We start from the raw sequence: 19521 nt of genomic DNA, 5'->3' as shown, positions 1-19521 counted from the left end.
CTGCGATGCGGAAGTCTGGTGGGCGTCCGAACCCCGAACACGAGCCAGCCTCCCAGCGATGCCGACGTGCTGCGCTCCGAGCAGGGTGCGCAGGTGCCGGACGACGGACTCACGCAGATCCGTGCCGGCGATGATGGCCGCGGGGGCCGGATCCGCGCCATCATGGTGTCGCGGCCAGGACACCCCCGCCCGCGGGGGCAGTGCAGCCGCAGTCAGGCCGCCGACCTGGGGGGTTGGGGAGGACGACGGCCTGACCCAAACTCTGCGCGCTCAGGTCCAGCGACCGGTCCACACGTCGAGGCCGAAGCGCGGCAGCCCCGGGTGCCCCGCGTAGCCGAGGTGCGGCAGCCGCCAGAGGTCCTCGATGCTCGCCAGCAACGAGTAGTGGTTGTAGGGCGTCGTGCTCGTGGACCCCGGGGTGACGTACGGGGACAGCACGAGCGCCCCGACGCGTCCGCCGCCGAGGCCGGTGATGCCCGGCAGCGGGCTGTTCGGGCCGGGGCCTTCGCCGCAGCAGGCGGTCGCGTCGGCCTGGGCGCCGTCGGACTCGTCGAAGGTGATGACGAGGGCGCCGTCCTGCTGGAAGGCCGGCGAGCCGGTGATGCGGGGCACCCACGTGCGCAGGAAGGCGTCGGCGCTCGCGAGGCCGCCGGGCTGACCGTCGACGCACGGTGCGTCGTGCCCGTCGTGGCACAGGTTCGGAGTGATGTAGCTGAGTGCTGGCGTCGTGGAGCTCGACGCCAGGTCGGTGGTCAGCGCGTCGAGGTCGACGACGCGCTGGGCGCACGTGGCGGCGTCGGTGACCGAGCGCAGGTACATGAACGGGTTGTGCCGCACGGCGTACTGGTCGCCGACGCGCGCCTTCTGCGTGTCGTCGACGGCCCCCAGCTGCGGGTGGCGGCACGGCGTGCCCATGTCCTCCATGTAGCCGCGCCACGAGCGTCCGGACGCGTCGAGCTGACCGGGCAGGCTCGGGACGTCGGCCGGCAGCACGCATCCGTTGCCGACGTACTGGCCGTCCTCGACCGGGGGTCCAGCCGTCACGAACGGTGAGTACAGCTGGCAGTCGGCCTGGGTCTGCGGGTTGGGGCCCTGACCCGTGACCTGGGCGATGTAGTTGGGCAGCGAGTTGTGGGCCGTGCCGAAGTACTGCGTGAGCAGCACGCCCTGGTCGCGCAGCGTCCGGGACAGGTACGGGGCCGCAGAGCCCGAGCCCCACGTCTCTTCGAAGCCCTTGTTCTCGAGGTTGATGACGAACACGTGGCCGACGGGCGGAGGCAGCTGTGCCGTCGGGGTGGCGGCCGGTGCGCTGCGCGCGAGGCCGACCAAGACGAGGGCGGCGAGAACCAGGGACGTCGCGGTGACGACGGTCGAGCGGCGTCGAGTGGTCATCGGGGAAGGCTCCATCCGTGGTCGAGGGCGAGCTGTTTCAGGGCGTTCCAGTCCTCGTAGTCGGCGAACCCTCCGGCAGGGCAGGCGAGTCCGACGAACGGTGGGACAGAGTACGTCGGTGAGCCGAGGTCGCGCAGGGTGAAGTCGAGCACCTCGGCGAGGTTGCGGGCGCCGGCGTCGCGCGGGGTCAAGGGCTCCAGCCCCCAGCGCCATTCGATCATCGCCAGCACCGACGCGTGGTCGTAGACGTCCTTGGCGACGTAGCCGCGTCTCGCCATGGGGGAGATGACGAGACAGGGCACCCGGAACCCGCGCAGACCCCACTCGGGGTGGGCGTCGGGCGCGTACGACGGCGCCACGTGGTCGAAGAAGCCGCCCCACTCGTCGTAGTTGACGACGAGCACGGTCTTGTCCCATCCGGGCCCGGTGCGGACGGCGTCGTAGACCTGGTCGAGGAAGGACTGTCCGGCGCGGATGTCTGCGTGCGGGTGGTCGTCGGCCGACGAGCCGGTGCCCTCGTCGAGGAACTTCGGGTCGACGAACGAGACGGCCGGCAGCGTGCCGGCCGCGGCGTCGGCGAGGAAGCGGGGAAAGGGGCTGGAGATGGCCTCGTAGGCGGTGCCCCAGAGTGCGGTGAAGGGGACATCGACGAAGTAGTAGCGAGCGGGCACGTCGGCGGCCGCGAGCCGGTCCCAGATCGTCGGCATCGTCGCGACCGCCGTCGAGTTGTGGATGCGGTCGGTCTGGGCGGCGTGCTGGTAGAAGCGGTTCGGGTAGGTCTCGGCCATGATCGCCGAGAAGTAGTGGTCGCAGACGGTCCAGTCGCGGGCCGCCCGACCGTAGAAGGCCAGGTCCGAGTCGGTGTAGTAGCCGATGGCGAACTCGTCGTTCTCGCCCGCCCGCAGCCATCCGTCGCAGGCGCCGCCGTTGAGCTCGATGCGCCCGCCCTCGAAGGAGTGGTCGGGGTCGGGGTGCGCACAGCCCTGGGTGTCCTGCAGGTGGTGCGTCGCGTGAGGGAGGCCGTAGCGGTCGGTGAAGGTCAGCCCGGCCTGCCGGCCGCGGGCCCCGGGCAGCCAGCCGAGGTAGTGGTCGAAGGAACGGTTCTCCATCATCACCACCACGACGTGCTCGATGCCGGACGCCCCGGGGGCGGGCAGGGTCGCCGCGGTCTGCGCGGCACGTGCGGACGGGGTCGCGGCCGACGTGGCGGCCAGCGCGCCGGCCCCCAGGACGCCGCCGGCGCCGGTCAGGACGGTTCGTCTCGTGATGCTCATGCACGGCCCAACCGGTGGCGGCCCGCGTCGGTCACGGCCTCCGCCCGGACGTCACGTCGAGTTCACCGACGCGTCACCCGGTGCTTCGCTCACACCTGCGACCTGAGCACGTCGATCTCGCAGCCCGGCGCCGCCGGGTCGAAACCGTGCTCGACGAGCCAGCGGATGGCCGTGAGGCTCCGCAGCGACCACCAGCCACGGACGGCGTCGAGGTCGACACCGGTGCCGTAGCCGGCGACGACGTCGTCGAGGTGCTCGCGGTGCCCCAGGGTCAGGCTCGCCAGGTCGAACATGGGATCGCCCTGCCCGGCCTCGGACCAGTCGAGCACGCCGGTGACCTCGTCGCCGTCGACGAGGACGTGGGCGACGTGCAGGTCGCCGTGCATGAACACCGGAGGTCGTTCGCGCAGAGCGCCTTCGGCGATCTGCCGGTTGCGCCTCACGACGTCGGCCGGCACGACGTCACCGGCCAGGAGCCACGCACACTCGCGGTCGAGGGTGGCGGTCCTCTCCTCGAGGTTGGCCCCGGGCCACGAGGGCAGGGGAGCGTCGTGGAGCCTGCGCACCGTCTCGCCGGCCGCGGCCCAGGCGTTGGACGACGCGGCCGAGGGCCGTCCGAGGCGAGCGAGCGGTTCGCCCGGGAGGGCGGCCAGCGCGAGGACCGGCGGCCGGTGCCAGAGGATGTCCGCGGTGGGGACCGGCGCCGCCGCCATGGCGCGTACCTCGACGTCGGTCCGCTCGCGGTCGGCGTCGACCTTGAGGAAGACGCGCCCGACGCGGAGCGTGGCGCGCTCCTGGTGGGCCACGACGACCTCGACCTCGTCCGCGTCGGCGCCCGGCCCGGCGTCCGGTCCGGTGTCGCTGCCAGTGTCCACGCCCGACAGTGTCGCGCACCGACCCCTGGCGACCCCACCCGATTTGACCCGGGGCGCCCGGCGCGGCTCAGACCCGAGGGCACCGCGGCCGGGGCGCGAGCTGCTCGAGCATCTGCGGCTCGTCCTCGGGCGCGAGCGCGGTCGACCCGTAGAGCCAGTCGACGAAGGAGTAGTCGTGCACGTCGCGAGCGCATGACCTCGTTGCGCCAGAGCCGCTCGTCGCCGGCGAGGTGCCAGAGCGCACCCCAGGGCATCAGCGCCTTCGCCCTCGTGGCGCGCGACATCGAGCGCCACATCGAGCGCGACAGGGAGCAGGCACTGCGCGCCGAGATCTGGCACGAATCGGACAGTTGGGCAATCGAACCCGCCCTCGCCGGGGTCGGCGTAGCGTCGACTGCTGGGTCACGACCACGTCGGTTGATCCGACGGCAGGCCTCCGCCCGTTGCCACAACGGTCCTGTCAAAGGAGTTCCCATGTCCCACACCACACGTCGCACGTTCCTGGTGGGGGCAGGCGCCGTCACCACGGCGGCGGCCATCGCCGATGCCCCTGCCGCGTTCGCGGCCTCCGCCACCCACGGCACCTCCCTCCGAGAGGGGGTCGACCTGCCTCTCGTCGCGCACGTCGCCGATCCCCGGTCGGACACCCTCGTCCTCTACGTCGGCACCGAGGCCGCCGTGGTGCGCGACCGCGACCTGGTTCGTCGCCTCACCCGAGCGGCCGGGAGGTGACCTGACATGTCATCGCACCGCGAGGCACCCGAGATCTCGAAGGACCCCGTCGCCGACAACACCGACGTCTACGCCTTCGTGAGCCCTGACAAGCCGGGCACCGTCACCCTCATCGCCAACTTCATCCCGTTCCAGAACCCCCAGGGCGGCCCGAACTTCTACGAGTTCGGCGACGACGTCCTCTACGAGATCCACGTCAGCAACCGGGGCGATGCCCGACGCGACGTGTCCTACCAGTTCCGCTTCCACACCGAGGTGCGCAGCGACGAGACCTTCCTCTACAACACCGGTCCCATTCACTCGATCACGGACAGTAGCTGGAACCGGCCCCAGTTCTACTCGGTCACCCGCAAGGCCCGGGGCCGGGAGCCGCGGGTCCTCGCACACCACCTCACCTGCCCGCCGGTCAACATCGGGCCGCGGAGCACGCCCAACTACGGAGGCACCTTCACCGACGCGGCCGTCCACCCGATCCGCGGCGGACGCACCGTGTTCGCCGGTCAGCGCGGAGACGCCTTCTTCGTCGACCTCGGCAGCGTGTTCGACCTCGGGACGCTGAGGCCGTTCCAGAACCTGCACCTCATCCCGCTGCCGGCGGCTCCCGGGGTCAACGGCCTCCAGTCGCTCAACGTGCACACCATCGCCATCCAGGTCCCCATCGGCGACCTGACGCGCGACGGCAGCGTGCCCACCGACCCGTCGTCCGCCACCGCCGTCATCGGGGTGTGGGCCACCGCGAGCCGGCAGACCGCCCGGATCTGGGACGAAGACCTCGGCCGCGCCGTGGGGCACGGCCCCTTCGCCCAGGTTTCACGCCTCGGGAACCCCCTCTTCAACGAGGTCATCACCCCCATGGCCGACAAGGATCGCTGGAACGCCGTGGCGCCGCGCGACGACGCCCAGTTCGCGAAGTACGTGGCCCACCCGGAGCTCGCGCGCCTGCTGCCGGTGCTCTACCCGGGCGTCTTCCCGCACCTCGCCGGTTACTCCAAGGAGCGTGCCGACCTGTTGGCGATCCTGCTCACCGGCATCCCTGCGGGCGTCGTGCCCGGCTTCCAGAACTACACCGGGAGCCGCCAGGCGGACCTGCTGCGGCTCAACCTGGCCGTCCCACCGTCGGCGACGCCGAACCCCATCGGGCTGGTCGGGGGTGACCCGGCGGGCTTCCCGAACGGTCGCCGCCTCGAGGACGACGTCGTGGCCATCGAGCTGCGCGCCGTGGCGGGTGCGACCATCCCGCTCGTCGACCCGACCTTCACGCCCGACGCCGCAGCGGGCGTGCTGCGCGACGGCACGTCGAACACGAACCTCCCACTCCTCAAGCACTTCCCGTACATGCCGAACCCGGCCGGAGGCTTCCAGAGCTCGCCGGGCGTGCCGGCCGCCTGACATGACCCTGCCGACCGCCGGCCGCGCCGCCGATGTCGAGAACCCCCATGCCGGAGAGGGGCCGGTGCTTCTCGACATCGGCGGCGACGTCGGTGCGCTCGTCGTGCGCATGCCGCCCGGGACCGTGGGTGACGAGGTCGAGATCCGCCCGGTCTCGTCGACGCCCGGCGCGGGCGCGCACCGGCACGTGGCCGTCGTCGCCCGGCCTGTGGCCTCGGGCGTCGCGCACACGCTGGTGTACGAGGGCCTCGAGGCAGGGCGCTACGAGCTGCATGCGCTGCCCGAGGGTCCGGTGACCCTGACCGTCGACGTCGCGGGAGGTGAGGTGACGCGGGCGAACTGGCCGACCGGCGCGCCGCCGGCGCCCGTGACACCTCCGTGAGGCCCCATGACGCCCCGTGACGCCCTGACGAGGGTGGCGCGTCAGCCGGTCGGCTCTGCGGGGCGGTAGACGAGCCAGAGGGCTCCGCTCGAGGTGGGGGTGGCGCTCTGCAGCGAGAGTCGCTGCAGGCCCGGCAGCCCCTCGAAGAGTCGCCGGCCCTCGGGGTCGAGGACCGGCGCGACGGCCAGGTGCAGCTCGTCGACGAGCCCCTCGGCGAGCAGGGACTGCACCAGCTCGATGCTGCCGTGGACCCCGATGTCGCCGCCGTCGGTGGCCCTGAGCCCACCGACGACCTCGGCGAGCGGGCCGGTGAGCGCCTCGGCGTCGCCCCACTGCGTCGCGAGCGGCGTCGAGGTGACGACGTACTTCTTGACGCCGTTGATGAAGTCGGCGAACGGCTGCTCGTCGGAGGTGGGCCAGTAGCGCGCCCACTCGTCGTACATGTGGCGACCGAGCAGCACGGCGTCCTGGCGGCCGATGAGCCGCGCCTCGAGCTCGACGAGGTCGTCGTCGAAGGTCGGCGGGTGCGGTCGCTCGGGGTCGACGTCGGGCGGGAAGGCGCGCGTCGGGTCGTCGACGGCGCCGTCGAGCGAGGTGATGGTGTAGGCGACGATCCGGCGCATGGGCGCTCCTGCTCTGCTGGTCGATGTGGACAGTGTCAACCAGTAAAGCGGTCCCCGCCGACAGCGCCACCGGAGCCCGGCGCGGAGGCGGCTGCGGACGCGGAGCCGAACCAGGTCGTGAGCGCGTCCTCGAGGCCCGCCGTCGTGCCCTCGCCGACCCAGGCCACGTGCCCGTCCGGTCGGACGAGGACGCCGGTCGGCGCGACGACGGGCCCGACGACGGGCAGGACCCACGGACCCTCGCAGCGCGCCCGGACGTGCCGGACGCGTCCTCCCCACGACGCGTCGCCGGTGCCGCCGGGCGCTGCAGGCGCGGCGCCCTCGGGGACCTCGAGGTCCAGCAGCAGCGGTCGGGCGTCGTGCAGCAGCTCGAAGACCCGGCGCGGGCCATCGGCCGTGGCGAGGTCGAGGTCAGGGACGCGGCGGCCGAGCAGTGGGTGCCCCTCGCCGAGGTCGAGCGCCACGTCGAGGCCGGTCAGGAGCCCGGCGAGCCGCTCCCGCGGACCGGCGTCGGTCAGCACCTCCGCGAAGGTGTCGCGGATGGCGTCGGTCCGCGCGTCGCCACGCTGGAGGAACGCCTGCGTCATGACGTTCTTGAGGACGCGCGCGGTGGCCGGGTGGCGCTCCGCCTCGTAGCTGTCGAGCAACGACGCGGGGGAGCGGCCCGTGACCACCAGCGCCAGCTTCCAGCCGAGGTTGACGGCGTCCTGCACGCCGAGGCCGATGCCCTGGCCGCCGGTCGGGGGATGCGTGTGCGCGGCGTCGCCCGCGAGGAGCACCCGACCGCTCCGGTACGTGGACGCCTGCCGCGCCGCGTCGGTGAAGCGCGAGATCCACGACGCGTCGTGCACCCCGAAGTCGGTGCCGTACACGAGCGTCAGCGCCGCGCTGAGGTCGGCGAGCGTGGGCTCCGTCGCCGGTCCGACGGCAGCCTCGGTCACGACGATGCCCACGGAGCCGCCGTCGCCGACCGGGTTGATGCCGTGGATGCCGATGGCATCCTGGCGCAGCCCGGTGGGTGCCTCGTCGGTGAGCACCGCCTCGGCGATGAGGTGGCTGCGGGTCGCCTCTGCGCCGACGAGCTCGATGCCGACGGACCGACGGACGGTGCTGCGCCCGCCGTCCGCACCGACGAGGTAGCCGACCCGCAGCGGGTCGCCGTGTGCGAGATCGACATCGACGCCCCTCGCGTCCTGCGTGACGCCCGTGACCTCTGCGCCGTGGCGCGTGGTCACGCCGAGCTCCTCGACCCATCCGCGCAGGACGTCCTCGACGCCGCTCTGCGACAGCGCGAGCGTGTACGGGTGCCGGGTGGGCAGGGCTGCTACGTCGAGCGGGGTGCCGGCGAAGCTCATCACCTGCGCCGTGCGACCCGCCGCCAGGAACCGGTCGGCGACGCCACGCTGGTCGAGGATCTCGATGGTGCGCGCGTGGAACCCACGGGCCCGCGTCCCGGCCAGCTCGGGCGTCGGGCGTCGTTCCAGGATCACGGCATCCACGCCGGCCAGGGCCAGCTCGGCGGCCAGCACCAGTCCCGTCGGCCCGCCGCCGACGACCGCCACCTCGTTCATGGGATCCCCCGTCCTCCTCGACACGAACGAGCAGTCTGGGCCAGGGGTGGGGCCTTGCCGCAAGCCCCCCTCGCCGCGGTACGTTGGCCATGGCGGGACGGTGTCGGGCCCGCCCTCTCCCTCGGTCAGGCCAGCGGTGCCGGCAGCGTCAGCACCTCGACACCGTCGTCGGTCACGGCCACGGTGTGCTCGCTGTGCGCCGTCAGGCAGCCGGTCGCGCTGCGCAGCGTCCAGCCGTCGGCGTCGGTGACGAGCTCGTCGGTGTCGGCCATGACCCACGGCTCGATGGCCAGCAGCAGGCCCGGTCGGAGCCGGTAGCCGCGCCCGGGACGACCGGTGTTGGCCACGTGCGGGTCCTGGTGCATCGTCGAGCCGACGCCGTGGCCGCCGAACTGGGTGTTGACGCGGTAGCCGGCCTCGGTGAGCACCGACCCGATGGCGTGGGACACGTCGCCGAGGTGGATCCCGGGACCGGCCGTGGCTATGGCGGCGGCGAGGGCCCGCTCGGTGGCCTCGATGAGCGCGACGCTCCCGGGCGGCCGCGCCTCGCCGACGACGAAGCTGACGGCCGAGTCGGCGACGAGCCCGTCGGTGGACACGGCGAGGTCGAGCGACACGAGGTCGCCGTCGGCCAGCGCGTAGTCGTGGGGCCGCCCATGGAGGACGGCGTCGTTGACCGACGTGCAGATGTGGTGGCCGAACGGGCCGCGGCCGAACGACGGGGCGTAGTCGACGTAGCAGGACTCGCCACCGGCCGCCGTGATCATCTCGCGCGTCCAGCGGTCGATCTCGAGCAGGTTGGTGCCCACCCCGGTGCGGTCCCTCAGCGTCCGAAGGGTGTCGGCGACGAACGCTCCGGCGGCCCTGGCGCGGGGCAGCTGGCTGGGGGTCAGGATCTCGATCATGCGGTGCCCCTCCCGGGCCTCCGATAACTATCCCGGTCATGTTATCCCGGTATTAGTATCGGGACATGGTCAGGTTGCCACTCACTCCCGCGGAGGTCGAGCGTGGACGGCGCCTCGGTGCGCTGCTGCGCCGGGAGCGGGGCGAGCGTCCGATGCTCGACACCGCGCTGGCCGCCGGTGTCTCGCCCGAGACCCTCCGCAAGATCGAGTCGGGCCGCGTCGCCACCCCGGCCTTTCCCACGATCGCCGCGATCGCGGACGTCCTCGGCCTCTCCCTCGACTCCGTCTGGGCCGAGATCTCGGCGGGCGCGCCGCGCACCCGAGGTGCCTCGACCACGCGCTCCAGCGTCGCCTAGTACGTCGGGCGGCTCGTCGGGCGGCTCGTCGGCGACGCGTCCGTAAACCCTGACGCGTGGCGCGACTCGCGCCACGATGGTCGGACCACGGAGAGGAGCGCTCGATGAGCGAGGCAGAGCAGGGGCCCGTGACGAGGGGCGTGGAGGTGGAGCTGCTCGCGAGCATCGACCTCGGGCCCGAGATCGCGGGCCTGGAGGGACGGTCCCTGCGGATGCGGAAGGTGACCATCGAACCGGGTGGCGTCCTCGGCCCGGTCCACGACCACCGGGACCGTCCGGGCACCGTCTTCGTGCTCCAGGGCGTCATCACCGACCACCGCGACGGCGTCGCCACCGAGTACGGCCCGGGCCCCGGGTGGCCCGAGGACCACGACACCCTGCACTGGCTGGAGAACCGCGGAAGCGTTGCGGCGGTGGAGATCTCGGTCGACATCGTCCGCGAGCCACCGGCGTCGGGCTGAGGCACACCCACCAGGTCCCGGCCACCGGGCCGCTCCGGCCGACACCCTCTCGTGCGGCTCGCCGTCCGGGCAGGCATGCTGGTCTGGCGACGACAGGGGGTCGGGATGACAGGACGGACGGAACGGCGAGCCGGGCAGGGCGACGGTCGCGCCGAGCTGCGGGCCGCGACGAACGACCTCGCGGTCGTGGCGACGCGCCTCGCGACCGACTGGTGGGAGGGCGCACCGACGCCGGGGTGGCGGCTCCTCGGCGAGGGCATGGTGCAGATCGAGGAGGGTCTGACGGCCATGGAGCCGACCGCGCGACGGACGGCGTGGTCGATGCAACCGACCCTGGCGTTCGACCCGGCGAACCACATGAACGTCGTGGACCGGCGCACCGTCGCCCGGGGCATCGACCTGCGCCTCATCACGAGCGAACGCACCCTGCACAGCCACCCGCTCGTCACCTCGGAGCTGCCGCACGTGCGCTTCGGCCCGGCACCGTCGCGCTTCATGCTCATCGACGACGTCACCGCCGTGGTCGGCGGACCGCTGAGCGAGGCCGGCTACTCGACGGCCTGGCTGGCGACTCGCGACGACATCGTCACCCTCGTGCGCTCGGTGTGGGGGTTGGCCTGGCCCCTGTCGCGGCCGGGCAACGCCGACGGGGCGGAGCCCCCGTTCACCCCGCGCCAGTGCGTCGTGGCCCGTCGGGTCGTCGTCGGGGTCAAGGACGCCAGCATCGCCCGCGAGCTGGGGGTGTCCCTGCGGACCGTGGCCGGCGACATCGCGCACCTGATGGACGTGCTGGGGGCACGGACGCGTGCTGAGGTGGGGCTGGTCCTGCGGGGCGGCAGCGAACGACGCATCGAGACGCAGCACGGGCCGGCGCGCCCACGCGTCGAGGGTCGGCCCCCGGGTACGTGACGGAGCCCCGGTCCGACGGGTCGGACCGGGGCTCCGCACGGCGTCCGCAGCACGTGAGACGTGGAGGGGTGGCGGACGCAGGGTCGGGGCGACCGTTCGGTCAGGGGTTGTCGAACGGGTGCTCCGACGCCTCCATCGTCCCGCATGCCGTGGGCGTTACGGGAAATTTGAGCCTTGTGAAAAAACTTTGAAAAAACGTGTCATAAACCCGTCAGGGCCTCGTCTACCTCAATGACGGGGCCAGGCCGGTTCGTGGAGGGGCCGGCCCGGCCCCGTCGATGGGGCTCCACCAGCAGGACGGACGCAGTCCGTGACCGAGGCGGTGCCCACGTCGTTGTACTGACATCGGGCGCGAGCCCGGGCTGGCGCGAGTGGTTCACGGGCCGGTGAGCGTCAGGGGGAACCTCACAGGGTCCGCGGCCACCGCAGGAGTGTGGAAGGAGCGGGTCAGCGTGTCGATCATCAGCGTCACCCGGTTCGGCCGGTTCGCCGAGGCGAGGCCATGACGGAGGACAACGTCTGCGCGCACCGCCGCCTGGACCACCACTCGTGCTGGGCGTGGCCCGATGCGGAGGAGCGCCGGTTGCACGCCCTCGGCGAGGCCTCGGCCGTGGGTGGGCGCGCTCGCGTCCGCCGTCTGCGCCGCGCGAGGCTCGCCTGCCGCAAGGCGGCGCGCGAGGCCTGACGGTCGCTGCCCGACCTCCCACCCCGGGTCTGCCGGGTCGCTTGACCTCGAGTGCACTCCAAGGGTGACCATGGACCGGTGACCGCCATCGACACGGGAATGACCATCGCCGAGGCCGCCGAGCGCACCGGCCTGACCGCGCACACCCTGCGCTACTACGAGCGCGACGGGCTCATGGTGCACGGCGTCGGCCGCTCGAGCGCCGGCCACCGCGTCTACACCGAGCTCGACCTCGGGTGGATCAAGATGCTCACCTGCCTGCGGGCCACCGGCATGCCGATCCGCGAGATCAAGGCCTACGCTCAGCTCTGCCGCGCCGGGGAGAACGAGGTCGAGCGGCTCGCCCTGCTCCAGGCCCATCGCACCCGCGTGCTGGCCCAGCTCGCCGAGGTCACCGAGCACCTCGGCGCCATCGACAACAAGATCGGCATGTACCGGGCCCGTGTCGAGGGCGACCGCGCCTGAACGACGGGACGCCCCGGGTGGGCTTGACCTCGAGCGCGCTCGAAGGTCTTGACTCGACGTCATGACTGCGAACACCCCCGAGAACATCCCCGAGAACAACCCCGCGACGACGCTGCCCACCCGCACGCTCGGCAGCGGCGCCGCGTCGCTCCCCGTGTCGACCCTCGGCCTCGGCTGCATGGGCATGTCCGAGTTCTACGGGACCGGCGACGAGCAGGAGGGCATCGCCACGATCCGACGTGCCCTCGACCTCGGCGTGACGTTCCTCGACACGGCCGACATGTACGGCCCCTTCACGAACGAGCGGCTCGTCGGTGCCGCGATCGCCGGCCGACGCGACGAGGTGCAGCTCGCGACGAAGTTCGGCAATGAGCGCGCCGAGGACGGCACACGCCTCGGCATCAACGGGCGGCCAGAGTACGTGCACCGCGCGGCCGACGCGTCGCTCCAGCGCCTCGGCGTCGACCACATCGACCTCTACTACCAGCACCGCGTCGACAAGGACGTGCCGATCGAGGAGACGGTCGGGGCGATGGCCGAGCTCGTCGCGGCCGGCAAGGTGCGCCACCTCGGCCTGTCCGAGGCCTCGGCCGACACGATCCGCCGCGCCCACGCCGTGCACCCGATCACCGCGCTGCAGACCGAGTACTCGCTGTTCACCCGGGACGTCGAGGACGAGATCCTGCCGCTGCTGCGCGAGCTCGGCATCGCCCTGGTGCCCTACTCGCCCCTCGGCCGCGGCATCCTCACCGGCGCCATCACGGCAGAGGCCGACCTCGAGTCCGGCGACTCGCGCCGCACCGCCTACTTCCCGCGGTTCCAGGGCGAGGCCCTCGAGGCGAACCTGACCCTCGTCGACCGGGTGCGGGCCCTGGCCGCCGCGAAGGACGTCACGCCGGGCCAGCTCGCCCTCGCGTGGGTGCTCGCCCAGGGCGATGACGTCGTGCCGATCCCGGGCACGAAGCGCGTCCGCTACCTCGAGGAGAACGTCGGTGCCGCGGCGGTGTCGCTGACGCCCGGCGACCTGGCGGCGCTCGAGGCCGCGGTGCCGCGCGACGCCGTCGTCGGGGCCCGCTACGGCGACATGTCCTCGATCGACGCCTGACGCGCGTCGGCTCGAACGCGGTGCGGCGTGGCGTCGCCGCCGGCGCTCAGGCGGCCGGCGGCAGCGTCACGCCGAAGCCCGCGACGGCGAGTCGCAGCAGCACCTGGCCCGGGGCCAGCAGGTCGGCGACACGCGCGGCGCTCAGCACCTCGAGCTCGGCCAGGCGGGTCGCGTACGTGTCCGGCCCGGCGAGGCGGGCCCGCTGCAGCTCGACCGTGTTGTGCCAGACCTTCTGCCGGGCCTCGCGCAGGAACCGCCGCGACGCCCCCCGGTTGGCCGGCACGAGGACGCGGTCGAGCAGCGTCCGGCCGGACGTCGAGGCCAGCTCACCGTCCTCGGCGGCGACGCGCCCGGCGAGCACGGCGTCGATGCGTTCGTGGTCGCGGCGGCGGCGGGCCAGCAGGTGGGGGTCCTCGAAGTCTGCGTCGTCGATGACGGCGAGGAGGGCCTGCGGCAGGTCGTAGTTGACGTGGGCGTTGATGCCCGCGAGGACGTTGCGCAGCGCGGGCAGTCCGGCGGGAACGTCGAAGGCGAGACGCCACGGACGCGACACGATCCCGGTGCCGTCCAGGTCGGCGTCGAGCGCGTCGAGGTAGAGGTCGGCGAAGACGACGTCCCATCGCTCGACCCACTCCGGGTCCTCGAACCGGGCGTCCTCGACGGCGCGACCGACGGCGAGGGTCGTGCGCCGGTAGGTGGCGAGGAAGTCACGTTGCGCCGAGCGGTCTGCGCCGCTGGGCGATTCGAGCCGTTCGAGTCGTACGAGCCGTTCGTCCATCGTCGCGACGACGTCGGCGACGGTGCGTCCGTCCACGGGTCCGCTCATGTCCAGAACTCCCTCACGGGGCGACTCCTCGTCCCTATTCTGGGGGGACGAGCGCACGGCGTCAGCGGGTTCCGCGCAGCCGCCGCGCGTCCCTCGTGCGAGGAGGGCTCATGCGTCACGCGTCCGGCCGTGGGCCGCGTTCGTTCGACCCGGTCGCCGTCGGGCACCACGAGACCGACGCCTGGGCGGCCTACTACCTGCACGAGTGGCCGGCCTTCCTGCGTGGGGCGTACGGGATGGTCGCCACCGGCTTCGGCCTCGGTCGCATCGACACCGCTCGCGCCGCGTGGTGCGTCCTGCGGGCCAACCAGCTGTGGGCACCCTTCCCGGACAACGACGCCGACGGTGCGCGCGAGCAGATGCGCCGCTTCTACGCGCTCGTCGCCGACCGTGGCGACCTGTCGATCGACCCGGTGCGGGCCAGCATCCTCGAGGTCGAGTGGTGGCGGGTCCACCGGGCGCACCAGCACCATGAGGACGTGACGCGCGACCGGCTCGTGGCGGCGCTCGTCGACCTCTACGCCTACGTCTACGGGGCGGACCGGGTGCGGGTCGAGCCGGCCGCGTCCTACCGGGTCGATGCCATGGACCTGTCGGACCGTTGGGTCGTCGGCGGGTGCGACCGGTCGGACCCGGTCCTCGCCGCCGAGCGGCGGGCGCTCGTGGCCAGCCACAGCGCGCTCCTCGACGCGGTCTCCCGGGTGGGGGACCCGACGCCGTGACGGCCCAGGCGCTGCCGGCCCTGGTGCGCCCCGACCGCGACGACCGGGTGCTCCTGCCGACGCGGGTGCTCGCCTGGGGGATCGTGCCCTTCCTCGCGGTCGCGGTCGTGCTGCTCCTCGGGTTCCCGTCCGACACCCGCCGGCTCTTCGCGTGGCCGATCTCCCCACCCCTGACGGCGATGGTGCTCGCGTCGGCCTACCTCGGCGGGGTGTGGTTCTTCGTGCGGACCGCCCGAGCGCACCGGTGGGCGCTGGTGTCGGCGGGACTGCCGGCCGTCACGCTGTTCGCGGCGCTGCTCGGCATCGCGACGGTCGTGCACTGGGACCGCTTCACCCACGGGAGCCCGGCCTTCTGGGTGTGGGCCGCGCTGTACTTCGTGGCGCCACCCGTGGTCGCGGTCGTGTGGGTCCTCAACACGCGCGTCGCCCGACCGCCTCGCGACGACGAGCGATGCGTCGGGGCGGTGGCGCGGGGTGTCATCGGGTGCGGGGGAGCGGCATCGCTGCTGCTCGGCGTGCTGCTCTGGGTCGCCCCGGGCTCGCTGTCGCGGGTGTGGCCCTGGGCCCTGACGCCGCTGACCGCCCGGGTGGTGGGCGCGGTCTTCTGCCTCGGCTGCGCCGGGCTCGTGGCCTTCGGCGACCCCCGGTGGCTGCGTCTGCGACTGCTCGTCGAGGCCGAGACCGTCATGGTCGTCTCGATGCTCCTGGCCCTGCTGCGCGACCGAATGTCGCTGCACCCGGACCGGCCCCTGACCTGGCTCCTCGTCGGCGGCATGGTGCTGGCCCTCGCCGGCTCGGCGCGCCTGCTCCACTCCATGTCCCGGCCCGAGGCGCTGGGTTAGGTTGAGGACATGCGTGTGACTCACCTCGGACATGCCTGCCTCCTCGTCGAGACGGCCGACCGGCGGGTCCTCATCGACCCTGGCTCGTTCTCCCGCGGCTTCGAGCAGCTCGAGGGCCTCGACGCGATCCTCGTGACGCACAACCACGCCGACCACTTCGACCCCGAGCGGGTCGCGGCGCTCCTGCGGGCCAACCCCTCGACGCCGGTGCACACCGACCCCCTCACCGCGCAGAAGCTGCGGGAGGAGGGCCTCGACGCGGTGCCGACCCGCCAGGGCGAGCCGTTCGAGGTCGGCGACGTCACGGTCACGCCGGTCGGCGAGCTGCACGCCTTCAACCACGAGGCCATGCCGCGCATCCCCAACGTCGGGCTCGTGCTGCGGGCCGACGGCGAGCCCTCGCTCTTCCACCCCGGCGACGCCTACGACGGCGAGCCCGGCCACGTCGACGTGCTGGCCCACCCGCTCAACGCCCCGTGGGCCGCCAGCCGCGACTCCATCGCGTTCGTCGGCCGCATCGCGCCGAGGGTCTTCATCCCGATCCACGACGCCCTCCTGTCCGACGTCGGTCGCGACATGTACGCGACGCACGTGCGCAACCTCTCCGGCGTCGAGGGCCTCGAGTACACCGACCTGCGCGACGACGAGTCCGCGACCTTCTGACCCACGAGCCCACCGACCTGCCGAACGCCTGACCGCACTCCGGGGGGAGAGCATGAGCGAGTCACCACCGCCGGACCTGCCTGCGCCGCAAGGGTCCCCGGCCGACGGACCGGCCTTCGCCGTGCGCGGTCTCGGCAAGCGCTTCGGCGACCTCGTGGCCGTGCGCGGCATCGACCTCGACGTGCCGCGAGGGTCCTTCTTCGGACTCGTCGGGCCCAACGGCGCCGGCAAGACGACGACGCTGTCGATGGTCACCGGCCTGCTGCGCCCGGACGCCGGCCGCGCGTTCGTCCTGGGCCACGACGTCTGGGCTGACCCCACGGCGGCCAAGCGGCTGCTCGGCGTCCTGCCCGACGGGCTGCGCACGTTCGACCGCCTCACCGGGCTGCAGCTCATCACCTACGCGGGCCTGCTCCGCGGCATGCCCCGCGAGCTCGCGGCCGAGCGGGCCGCCGAGCTCGTCGCCGCGCTCGGGCTGACCGGTGCGCAGGGCACCCTCGTCGTCGACTACTCGGCCGGCATGACCAAGAAGGTCACCCTGGCCGCGGCTCTCGTGCACGCACCCCGCGTCCTCGTGCTCGACGAGCCCTTCGAGGCCGTCGACCCGCTGTCCGCCGCGACGATCCGCCGCATCCTCGCCGACTACGTCGACGCGGGCGGCACGGTCGTCCTCTCCAGCCACGTCATGGACCTCGTCGAGCGCATCTGCAGCCACGTCGCCGTCATCGCCGAGGGGGCGGTGCTCACCGCGGGGGAGCTCGACGCGGTACGCGACGGCCGCTCCCTCGAGGAGCGGTTCGTCGACCTCGTCGGGGGCACCACCGAGGTGGTGGGGCTGTCGTGGTTGCGCACCTCGTCCGACTGAAGCTGGCACTGCTGCGCAACGTCTTCCGCCGCAGCCGCGCCCAGACCATCGGTGCCGTCGTCGGCATCCTCTACTTCTCGGTGCTCGTCGTGGGGCTGACGCTCATCGTCGCCACGCTGCGCACCTCGCTGGAGGTCGCCACCGTCGCCCTGCCGCTCGCCGGAGCGGTCGGGATCGTGCTGTGGACCGTCGTCCCGCTCTTCTCCTTCGGCTCCGACCCGACCCTCGACCCGGGCCGGTTCGCGCTCTACGCCGTCCCGCCGCGGTCACTGGCCGTGGGCCTCATCGCGGCCGCGCTCGTCGGGCTGCCGGCCGTCGCCAGCGCGGTGCTCGGCCTCGGGGTCGTCGTCGCGTGGTCGATGACACCGGCCTCCACGGTCGTCGCCGTCGTCGGCACCGGCGTCGGGCTGCTCACCGCGGTCACCCTGTCGCGCTGGGTGTCGGCACTGGCGGCCGCCGCGACGTCGAGCCGGCGCGGCCGGGACATGCTCGTCGTCGTCGGTCTTGTCGTCCTCGTCCTCGTCGGGCCGGTGGTGTGGATCGCCGCCAACGTCCACGACATCCAGCGGCTCGCGGTCGCCGTGTCGAAGGTCGTCTCCTGGACGCCGCTCGGATGGGCTTGGGCGGCACCCGGCGACGTCGCGGCCGGGCAACCGCTCGTGGGGGCACTCCGCCTCGCCCTGGCCATCGCCTTCCTCCTCGCGGTCGGGGCCCTGTGGTCAGGTGCGGTGAGGCGGCAGGTCGAGAACCCGCGGGCCGTCTCGCGCGGCGGTTCGACGCCCGGCGAGCCCGACGACCTCGGCCTCTTCGGGCGGGTGCCCGACCATCCGGCCGGCGCGGTCGCAGCCCGCGTGCTGACCTACTGGCGCCGCGACCCGCGCTACCAGATCAGCCTGCTGGTGACGCCGGTCTTCCCGCTCGCGCTGCTCATCCCGTGGGCGAGCGCCGACGTCGCGTGGCCGCCGCTGCTGATGGGACCGATGCTCGCGTTCATGCTCGGCTGGAGCGAGCACAACGCCATCGCGTACGAGTCGCAGGCCTTCTCCCTGCACGTGGCCGCCGGCACGCGGGGGCTCGACGACCGCCTCGGGCGCGTCGTGCCGGGCCTGCTGCTCGCGGGCGTGCTCGTGCCGGTCTACGTGCTCGTCGGGGTGGGGCTCGGTGCCCGCTGGGACCTGCTGCCCCTCGTCCTCGGTGTCTCCGTCACGGTGCTCGGGGCCGGTGTCGCGGTCTCGAGCGTCATGAACATCGTGCTGCCCTACCCGGTCGCGGAGCCGGGGGAGAGCCCGTTCAGCGCGCCGCCCGGTGCCGCCGGCATCACGATCCTGGCCCAGACCCTCGCGAGCGCGGCCACCTTCGCGCTGTCGGCGCCGCTGCTCCTGCTCGCCTGGCTGGCGTACGCGTCGGACTCGGCGACGTGGCTCGTGTGGGTCACCGGGGTGGTCGGTGTGGTGCTCGGGCCCGTCGTCGCCGGCATCGGCGTCCGTTACGGGGCGCGCCTCTACGACCGGCGGGCGCCCGACCTGCTCGCCGACCTCCAGCGGGTCTGAGCGCGCCGCGCCCCGCGTCTTTCGACGCGGGGCGCGGGGAGTGCTGCGGGTGCGGACGCGTGGCCCGGGGCCGTCTCAGGCCTTGGCGAGGTCGACCGCCAGGTGCGCCGCGCCGATGATGCCCGCCTGGTTGCGCAGCTGGGCCGGCACGATCGGGCACCGGAGCTTCAGGCGCGGCAGGAAGTCGTCGCTGTCCTTGGAGATGCCGCCGCCGACGACGATGAGGTCGGGGGAGAAGAGCTTCTCGATGACCTCGTAGTAGCGCTGGAGCCGCTCGACGTACTCGTCCCAGGACAGCCCCTCGGCGTCCTTGACCGACGACGCGGCCCGGTCCTCGGCGTCGAAGCCGTCGATCTCGAGGTGGCCGAGCTCGGAGTTGGGCACGAGGCGGCCGTCGTGGATGAGGGCCGAGCCGATGCCGGTGCCGAGCGTGGTGAGGATGACCAGGCCCTGCACGCCCTTGGCCGCGCCGTAGTACATCTCGGCCAGGCCCGCGGCGTCGGCGTCGTTGAGGACGGTGACGGCGCGGCCGGTGTGCTCCTTGATGAGAGCCTCGGCGTCGGTGTCGATCCACGAGGGGTCGATGTTGGCGGCCGACAGGACCGTGCCCCGGATGACGACGGCCGGCACGGTCACCCCGATGGGGGAGTCGCCCGTGACGTCGGCGAAGTGGTCGACGATCTCGTCGACGACCTCGGCCACGGCGTCGGGCGTCGCGGGCTTCGGGGTGAGGATCTTGAGGCGCTTGCCGGCGAGGTCGCCCTCCTTGAGGTCGACCGGTGCGCCCTTGATGCCGCTGCCGCCGATGTCGATGCCGAGGGGCTTGCCCTTCTTGCCCATGTCCCTGCTTCCTTGTCGAGGACGTGTCGTGGTGCTGGACCGGTCGGCCGCCAGCCGGCCGTCGTGCGAGGTTCGTGCGGGGTTCGTGC

General features: G+C 73.0%; 22 protein-coding genes. 14 read left to right on the top strand and 8 right to left on the bottom strand.

Going from position 1 to position 19521, the window contains the following annotated elements; all coding sequences use genetic code 11:
• Nucleotides 1-270 precede the first annotated feature (270 nt).
• From BIV28_RS07590 to BIV28_RS07580, 3 genes are all read right to left on the bottom strand, one after another.
• On the bottom strand, nucleotides 271-1392 hold the full coding sequence (locus tag BIV28_RS07590) for an alkaline phosphatase family protein (RefSeq protein WP_076260702.1): 1122 nt from the start codon (nucleotides 1390-1392) through the stop codon (nucleotides 271-273).
• On the bottom strand, nucleotides 1389-2666 hold the full coding sequence (locus BIV28_RS07585; protein ID WP_076260700.1) for an alkaline phosphatase family protein: 1278 nt from the start codon (nucleotides 2664-2666) through the stop codon (nucleotides 1389-1391). Before BIV28_RS07585 ends, BIV28_RS07590 begins: the two co-directional genes overlap by 4 nt.
• Before the next feature lie 89 nt (nucleotides 2667-2755).
• Complete coding sequence (locus BIV28_RS07580; protein WP_076260698.1) at nucleotides 2756-3541, bottom strand: phosphotransferase family protein; 786 nt, start codon at nucleotides 3539-3541, stop codon at nucleotides 2756-2758.
• 474 nt (nucleotides 3542-4015) lie between these two features.
• On the opposite strand from BIV28_RS07580, the gene BIV28_RS07575 reads away from it, so the two are divergent.
• The 3 genes from BIV28_RS07575 to BIV28_RS07565 are packed head-to-tail and all read left to right on the top strand — an operon-like array spanning nucleotide 4016 to nucleotide 6044.
• Complete coding sequence (locus BIV28_RS07575) at nucleotides 4016-4273, top strand: hypothetical protein (protein ID WP_076260696.1); 258 nt, start codon at nucleotides 4016-4018, stop codon at nucleotides 4271-4273.
• Between the two features lie 6 nt (nucleotides 4274-4279).
• Nucleotides 4280-5662: a DUF4331 domain-containing protein gene (locus BIV28_RS07570; RefSeq protein WP_076260695.1), complete on the top strand. Its 1383-nt coding sequence runs from the start codon at nucleotides 4280-4282 to the stop codon at nucleotides 5660-5662.
• Between the two features lies 1 nt (nucleotide 5663).
• Nucleotides 5664-6044 carry a hypothetical protein gene (locus BIV28_RS07565; protein ID WP_076260693.1) on the top strand — a complete coding sequence of 127 codons (381 nt, stop codon included), beginning with the start codon at nucleotides 5664-5666 and terminating at the stop codon, nucleotides 6042-6044.
• 41 nt (nucleotides 6045-6085) lie between these two features.
• Here BIV28_RS07565 and BIV28_RS07560 read toward each other — a convergent pair whose 3' ends face one another.
• The 3 genes from BIV28_RS07560 to map all read right to left on the bottom strand — a co-directional run bounded on the left by BIV28_RS07560 (nucleotide 6086) and on the right by map (nucleotide 9143).
• Nucleotides 6086-6667 carry a dihydrofolate reductase family protein gene (locus BIV28_RS07560; RefSeq protein ID WP_076260691.1) on the bottom strand — a complete coding sequence of 194 codons (582 nt, stop codon included), beginning with the start codon at nucleotides 6665-6667 and terminating at the stop codon, nucleotides 6086-6088.
• A gap of 35 nt (nucleotides 6668-6702) precedes the next feature.
• Nucleotides 6703-8238 (bottom strand): FAD-dependent monooxygenase, encoded by a 1536-nt coding sequence (locus BIV28_RS07555; protein WP_076260690.1) that lies wholly within the window; start codon nucleotides 8236-8238, stop codon nucleotides 6703-6705.
• A gap of 125 nt (nucleotides 8239-8363) precedes the next feature.
• The gene (gene map, locus BIV28_RS07550; protein WP_076260688.1) at nucleotides 8364-9143 is read right to left on the bottom strand and encodes a type I methionyl aminopeptidase; all 780 of its coding nucleotides are present in this window, start codon (nucleotides 9141-9143) and stop codon (nucleotides 8364-8366) included.
• 65 nt (nucleotides 9144-9208) lie between these two features.
• Here map and BIV28_RS07545 point away from each other — a divergent pair, with 65 nt between their 5' ends.
• From BIV28_RS07545 to BIV28_RS07525, 6 genes are all read left to right on the top strand, one after another.
• The gene (locus BIV28_RS07545) at nucleotides 9209-9499 is read left to right on the top strand and encodes a helix-turn-helix transcriptional regulator (protein ID WP_076260686.1); all 291 of its coding nucleotides are present in this window, start codon (nucleotides 9209-9211) and stop codon (nucleotides 9497-9499) included.
• 104 nt (nucleotides 9500-9603) lie between these two features.
• Nucleotides 9604-9960: a cupin domain-containing protein gene (locus BIV28_RS07540; RefSeq protein ID WP_076260685.1), complete on the top strand. Its 357-nt coding sequence runs from the start codon at nucleotides 9604-9606 to the stop codon at nucleotides 9958-9960.
• A 105-nt stretch (nucleotides 9961-10065) separates the two neighbouring features.
• Nucleotides 10066-10869 carry a LuxR C-terminal-related transcriptional regulator gene (locus BIV28_RS07535; protein WP_076260683.1) on the top strand — a complete coding sequence of 268 codons (804 nt, stop codon included), beginning with the start codon at nucleotides 10066-10068 and terminating at the stop codon, nucleotides 10867-10869.
• Nucleotides 10870-11371: 502 nt separating this feature from the next.
• Complete coding sequence (locus tag BIV28_RS19940; protein ID WP_207555838.1) at nucleotides 11372-11554, top strand: hypothetical protein; 183 nt, start codon at nucleotides 11372-11374, stop codon at nucleotides 11552-11554.
• Between the two features lie 78 nt (nucleotides 11555-11632).
• The gene (locus tag BIV28_RS07530; RefSeq protein ID WP_242652828.1) at nucleotides 11633-12019 is read left to right on the top strand and encodes a MerR family transcriptional regulator; all 387 of its coding nucleotides are present in this window, start codon (nucleotides 11633-11635) and stop codon (nucleotides 12017-12019) included.
• Nucleotides 12020-12080: 61 nt separating this feature from the next.
• Nucleotides 12081-13124, top strand: a complete 1044-nt coding sequence (locus BIV28_RS07525) for an aldo/keto reductase (protein ID WP_076260680.1) — start codon at nucleotides 12081-12083, stop codon at nucleotides 13122-13124.
• 46 nt (nucleotides 13125-13170) lie between these two features.
• On the opposite strand, the gene BIV28_RS07520 is transcribed toward BIV28_RS07525, so the two are convergent.
• On the bottom strand, nucleotides 13171-13950 hold the full coding sequence (locus tag BIV28_RS07520; protein WP_076260678.1) for a DUF5995 family protein: 780 nt from the start codon (nucleotides 13948-13950) through the stop codon (nucleotides 13171-13173).
• Between the two features lie 110 nt (nucleotides 13951-14060).
• On the opposite strand from BIV28_RS07520, the gene BIV28_RS07515 reads away from it, so the two are divergent.
• Genes BIV28_RS07515 through BIV28_RS07495 form a run of 5 tightly spaced genes read left to right on the top strand, consistent with a single transcriptional unit; the run spans nucleotide 14061 to nucleotide 18592 of the window.
• Nucleotides 14061-14672: a hypothetical protein gene (locus BIV28_RS07515; RefSeq protein WP_076260676.1), complete on the top strand. Its 612-nt coding sequence runs from the start codon at nucleotides 14061-14063 to the stop codon at nucleotides 14670-14672.
• The gene (locus BIV28_RS07510; protein ID WP_207555837.1) at nucleotides 14669-15514 is read left to right on the top strand and encodes a hypothetical protein; all 846 of its coding nucleotides are present in this window, start codon (nucleotides 14669-14671) and stop codon (nucleotides 15512-15514) included. Before BIV28_RS07515 ends, BIV28_RS07510 begins: the two co-directional genes overlap by 4 nt.
• Before the next feature lie 9 nt (nucleotides 15515-15523).
• On the top strand, nucleotides 15524-16177 hold the full coding sequence (locus BIV28_RS07505; protein WP_076260675.1) for an MBL fold metallo-hydrolase: 654 nt from the start codon (nucleotides 15524-15526) through the stop codon (nucleotides 16175-16177).
• Between the two features lie 52 nt (nucleotides 16178-16229).
• Entirely contained in the window at nucleotides 16230-17042 is an 813-nt protein-coding gene (locus tag BIV28_RS07500) for an ABC transporter ATP-binding protein (protein ID WP_076260673.1), read from the top strand.
• Nucleotides 17018-18592: a hypothetical protein gene (locus BIV28_RS07495; protein ID WP_076260672.1), complete on the top strand. Its 1575-nt coding sequence runs from the start codon at nucleotides 17018-17020 to the stop codon at nucleotides 18590-18592. The genes BIV28_RS07500 and BIV28_RS07495 overlap by 25 nt, the downstream gene beginning before the upstream one ends.
• Nucleotides 18593-18667: 75 nt before the next feature.
• Here BIV28_RS07495 and ppgK read toward each other — a convergent pair whose 3' ends face one another.
• Complete coding sequence (gene ppgK / locus BIV28_RS07490; protein WP_076260670.1) at nucleotides 18668-19432, bottom strand: polyphosphate--glucose phosphotransferase; 765 nt, start codon at nucleotides 19430-19432, stop codon at nucleotides 18668-18670.
• Nucleotides 19433-19521: the final 89 nt, after the last annotated feature.

The organism is Intrasporangium flavum (genome assembly GCF_001956915.1).
Taxonomy (GTDB): Bacteria; Actinomycetota; Actinomycetes; order Actinomycetales; family Dermatophilaceae; genus Monashia; species Monashia flava.
Note: the sequence above shows the minus strand (reverse complement) of the source record. Positions and strands in the feature narration are given on the sequence as shown.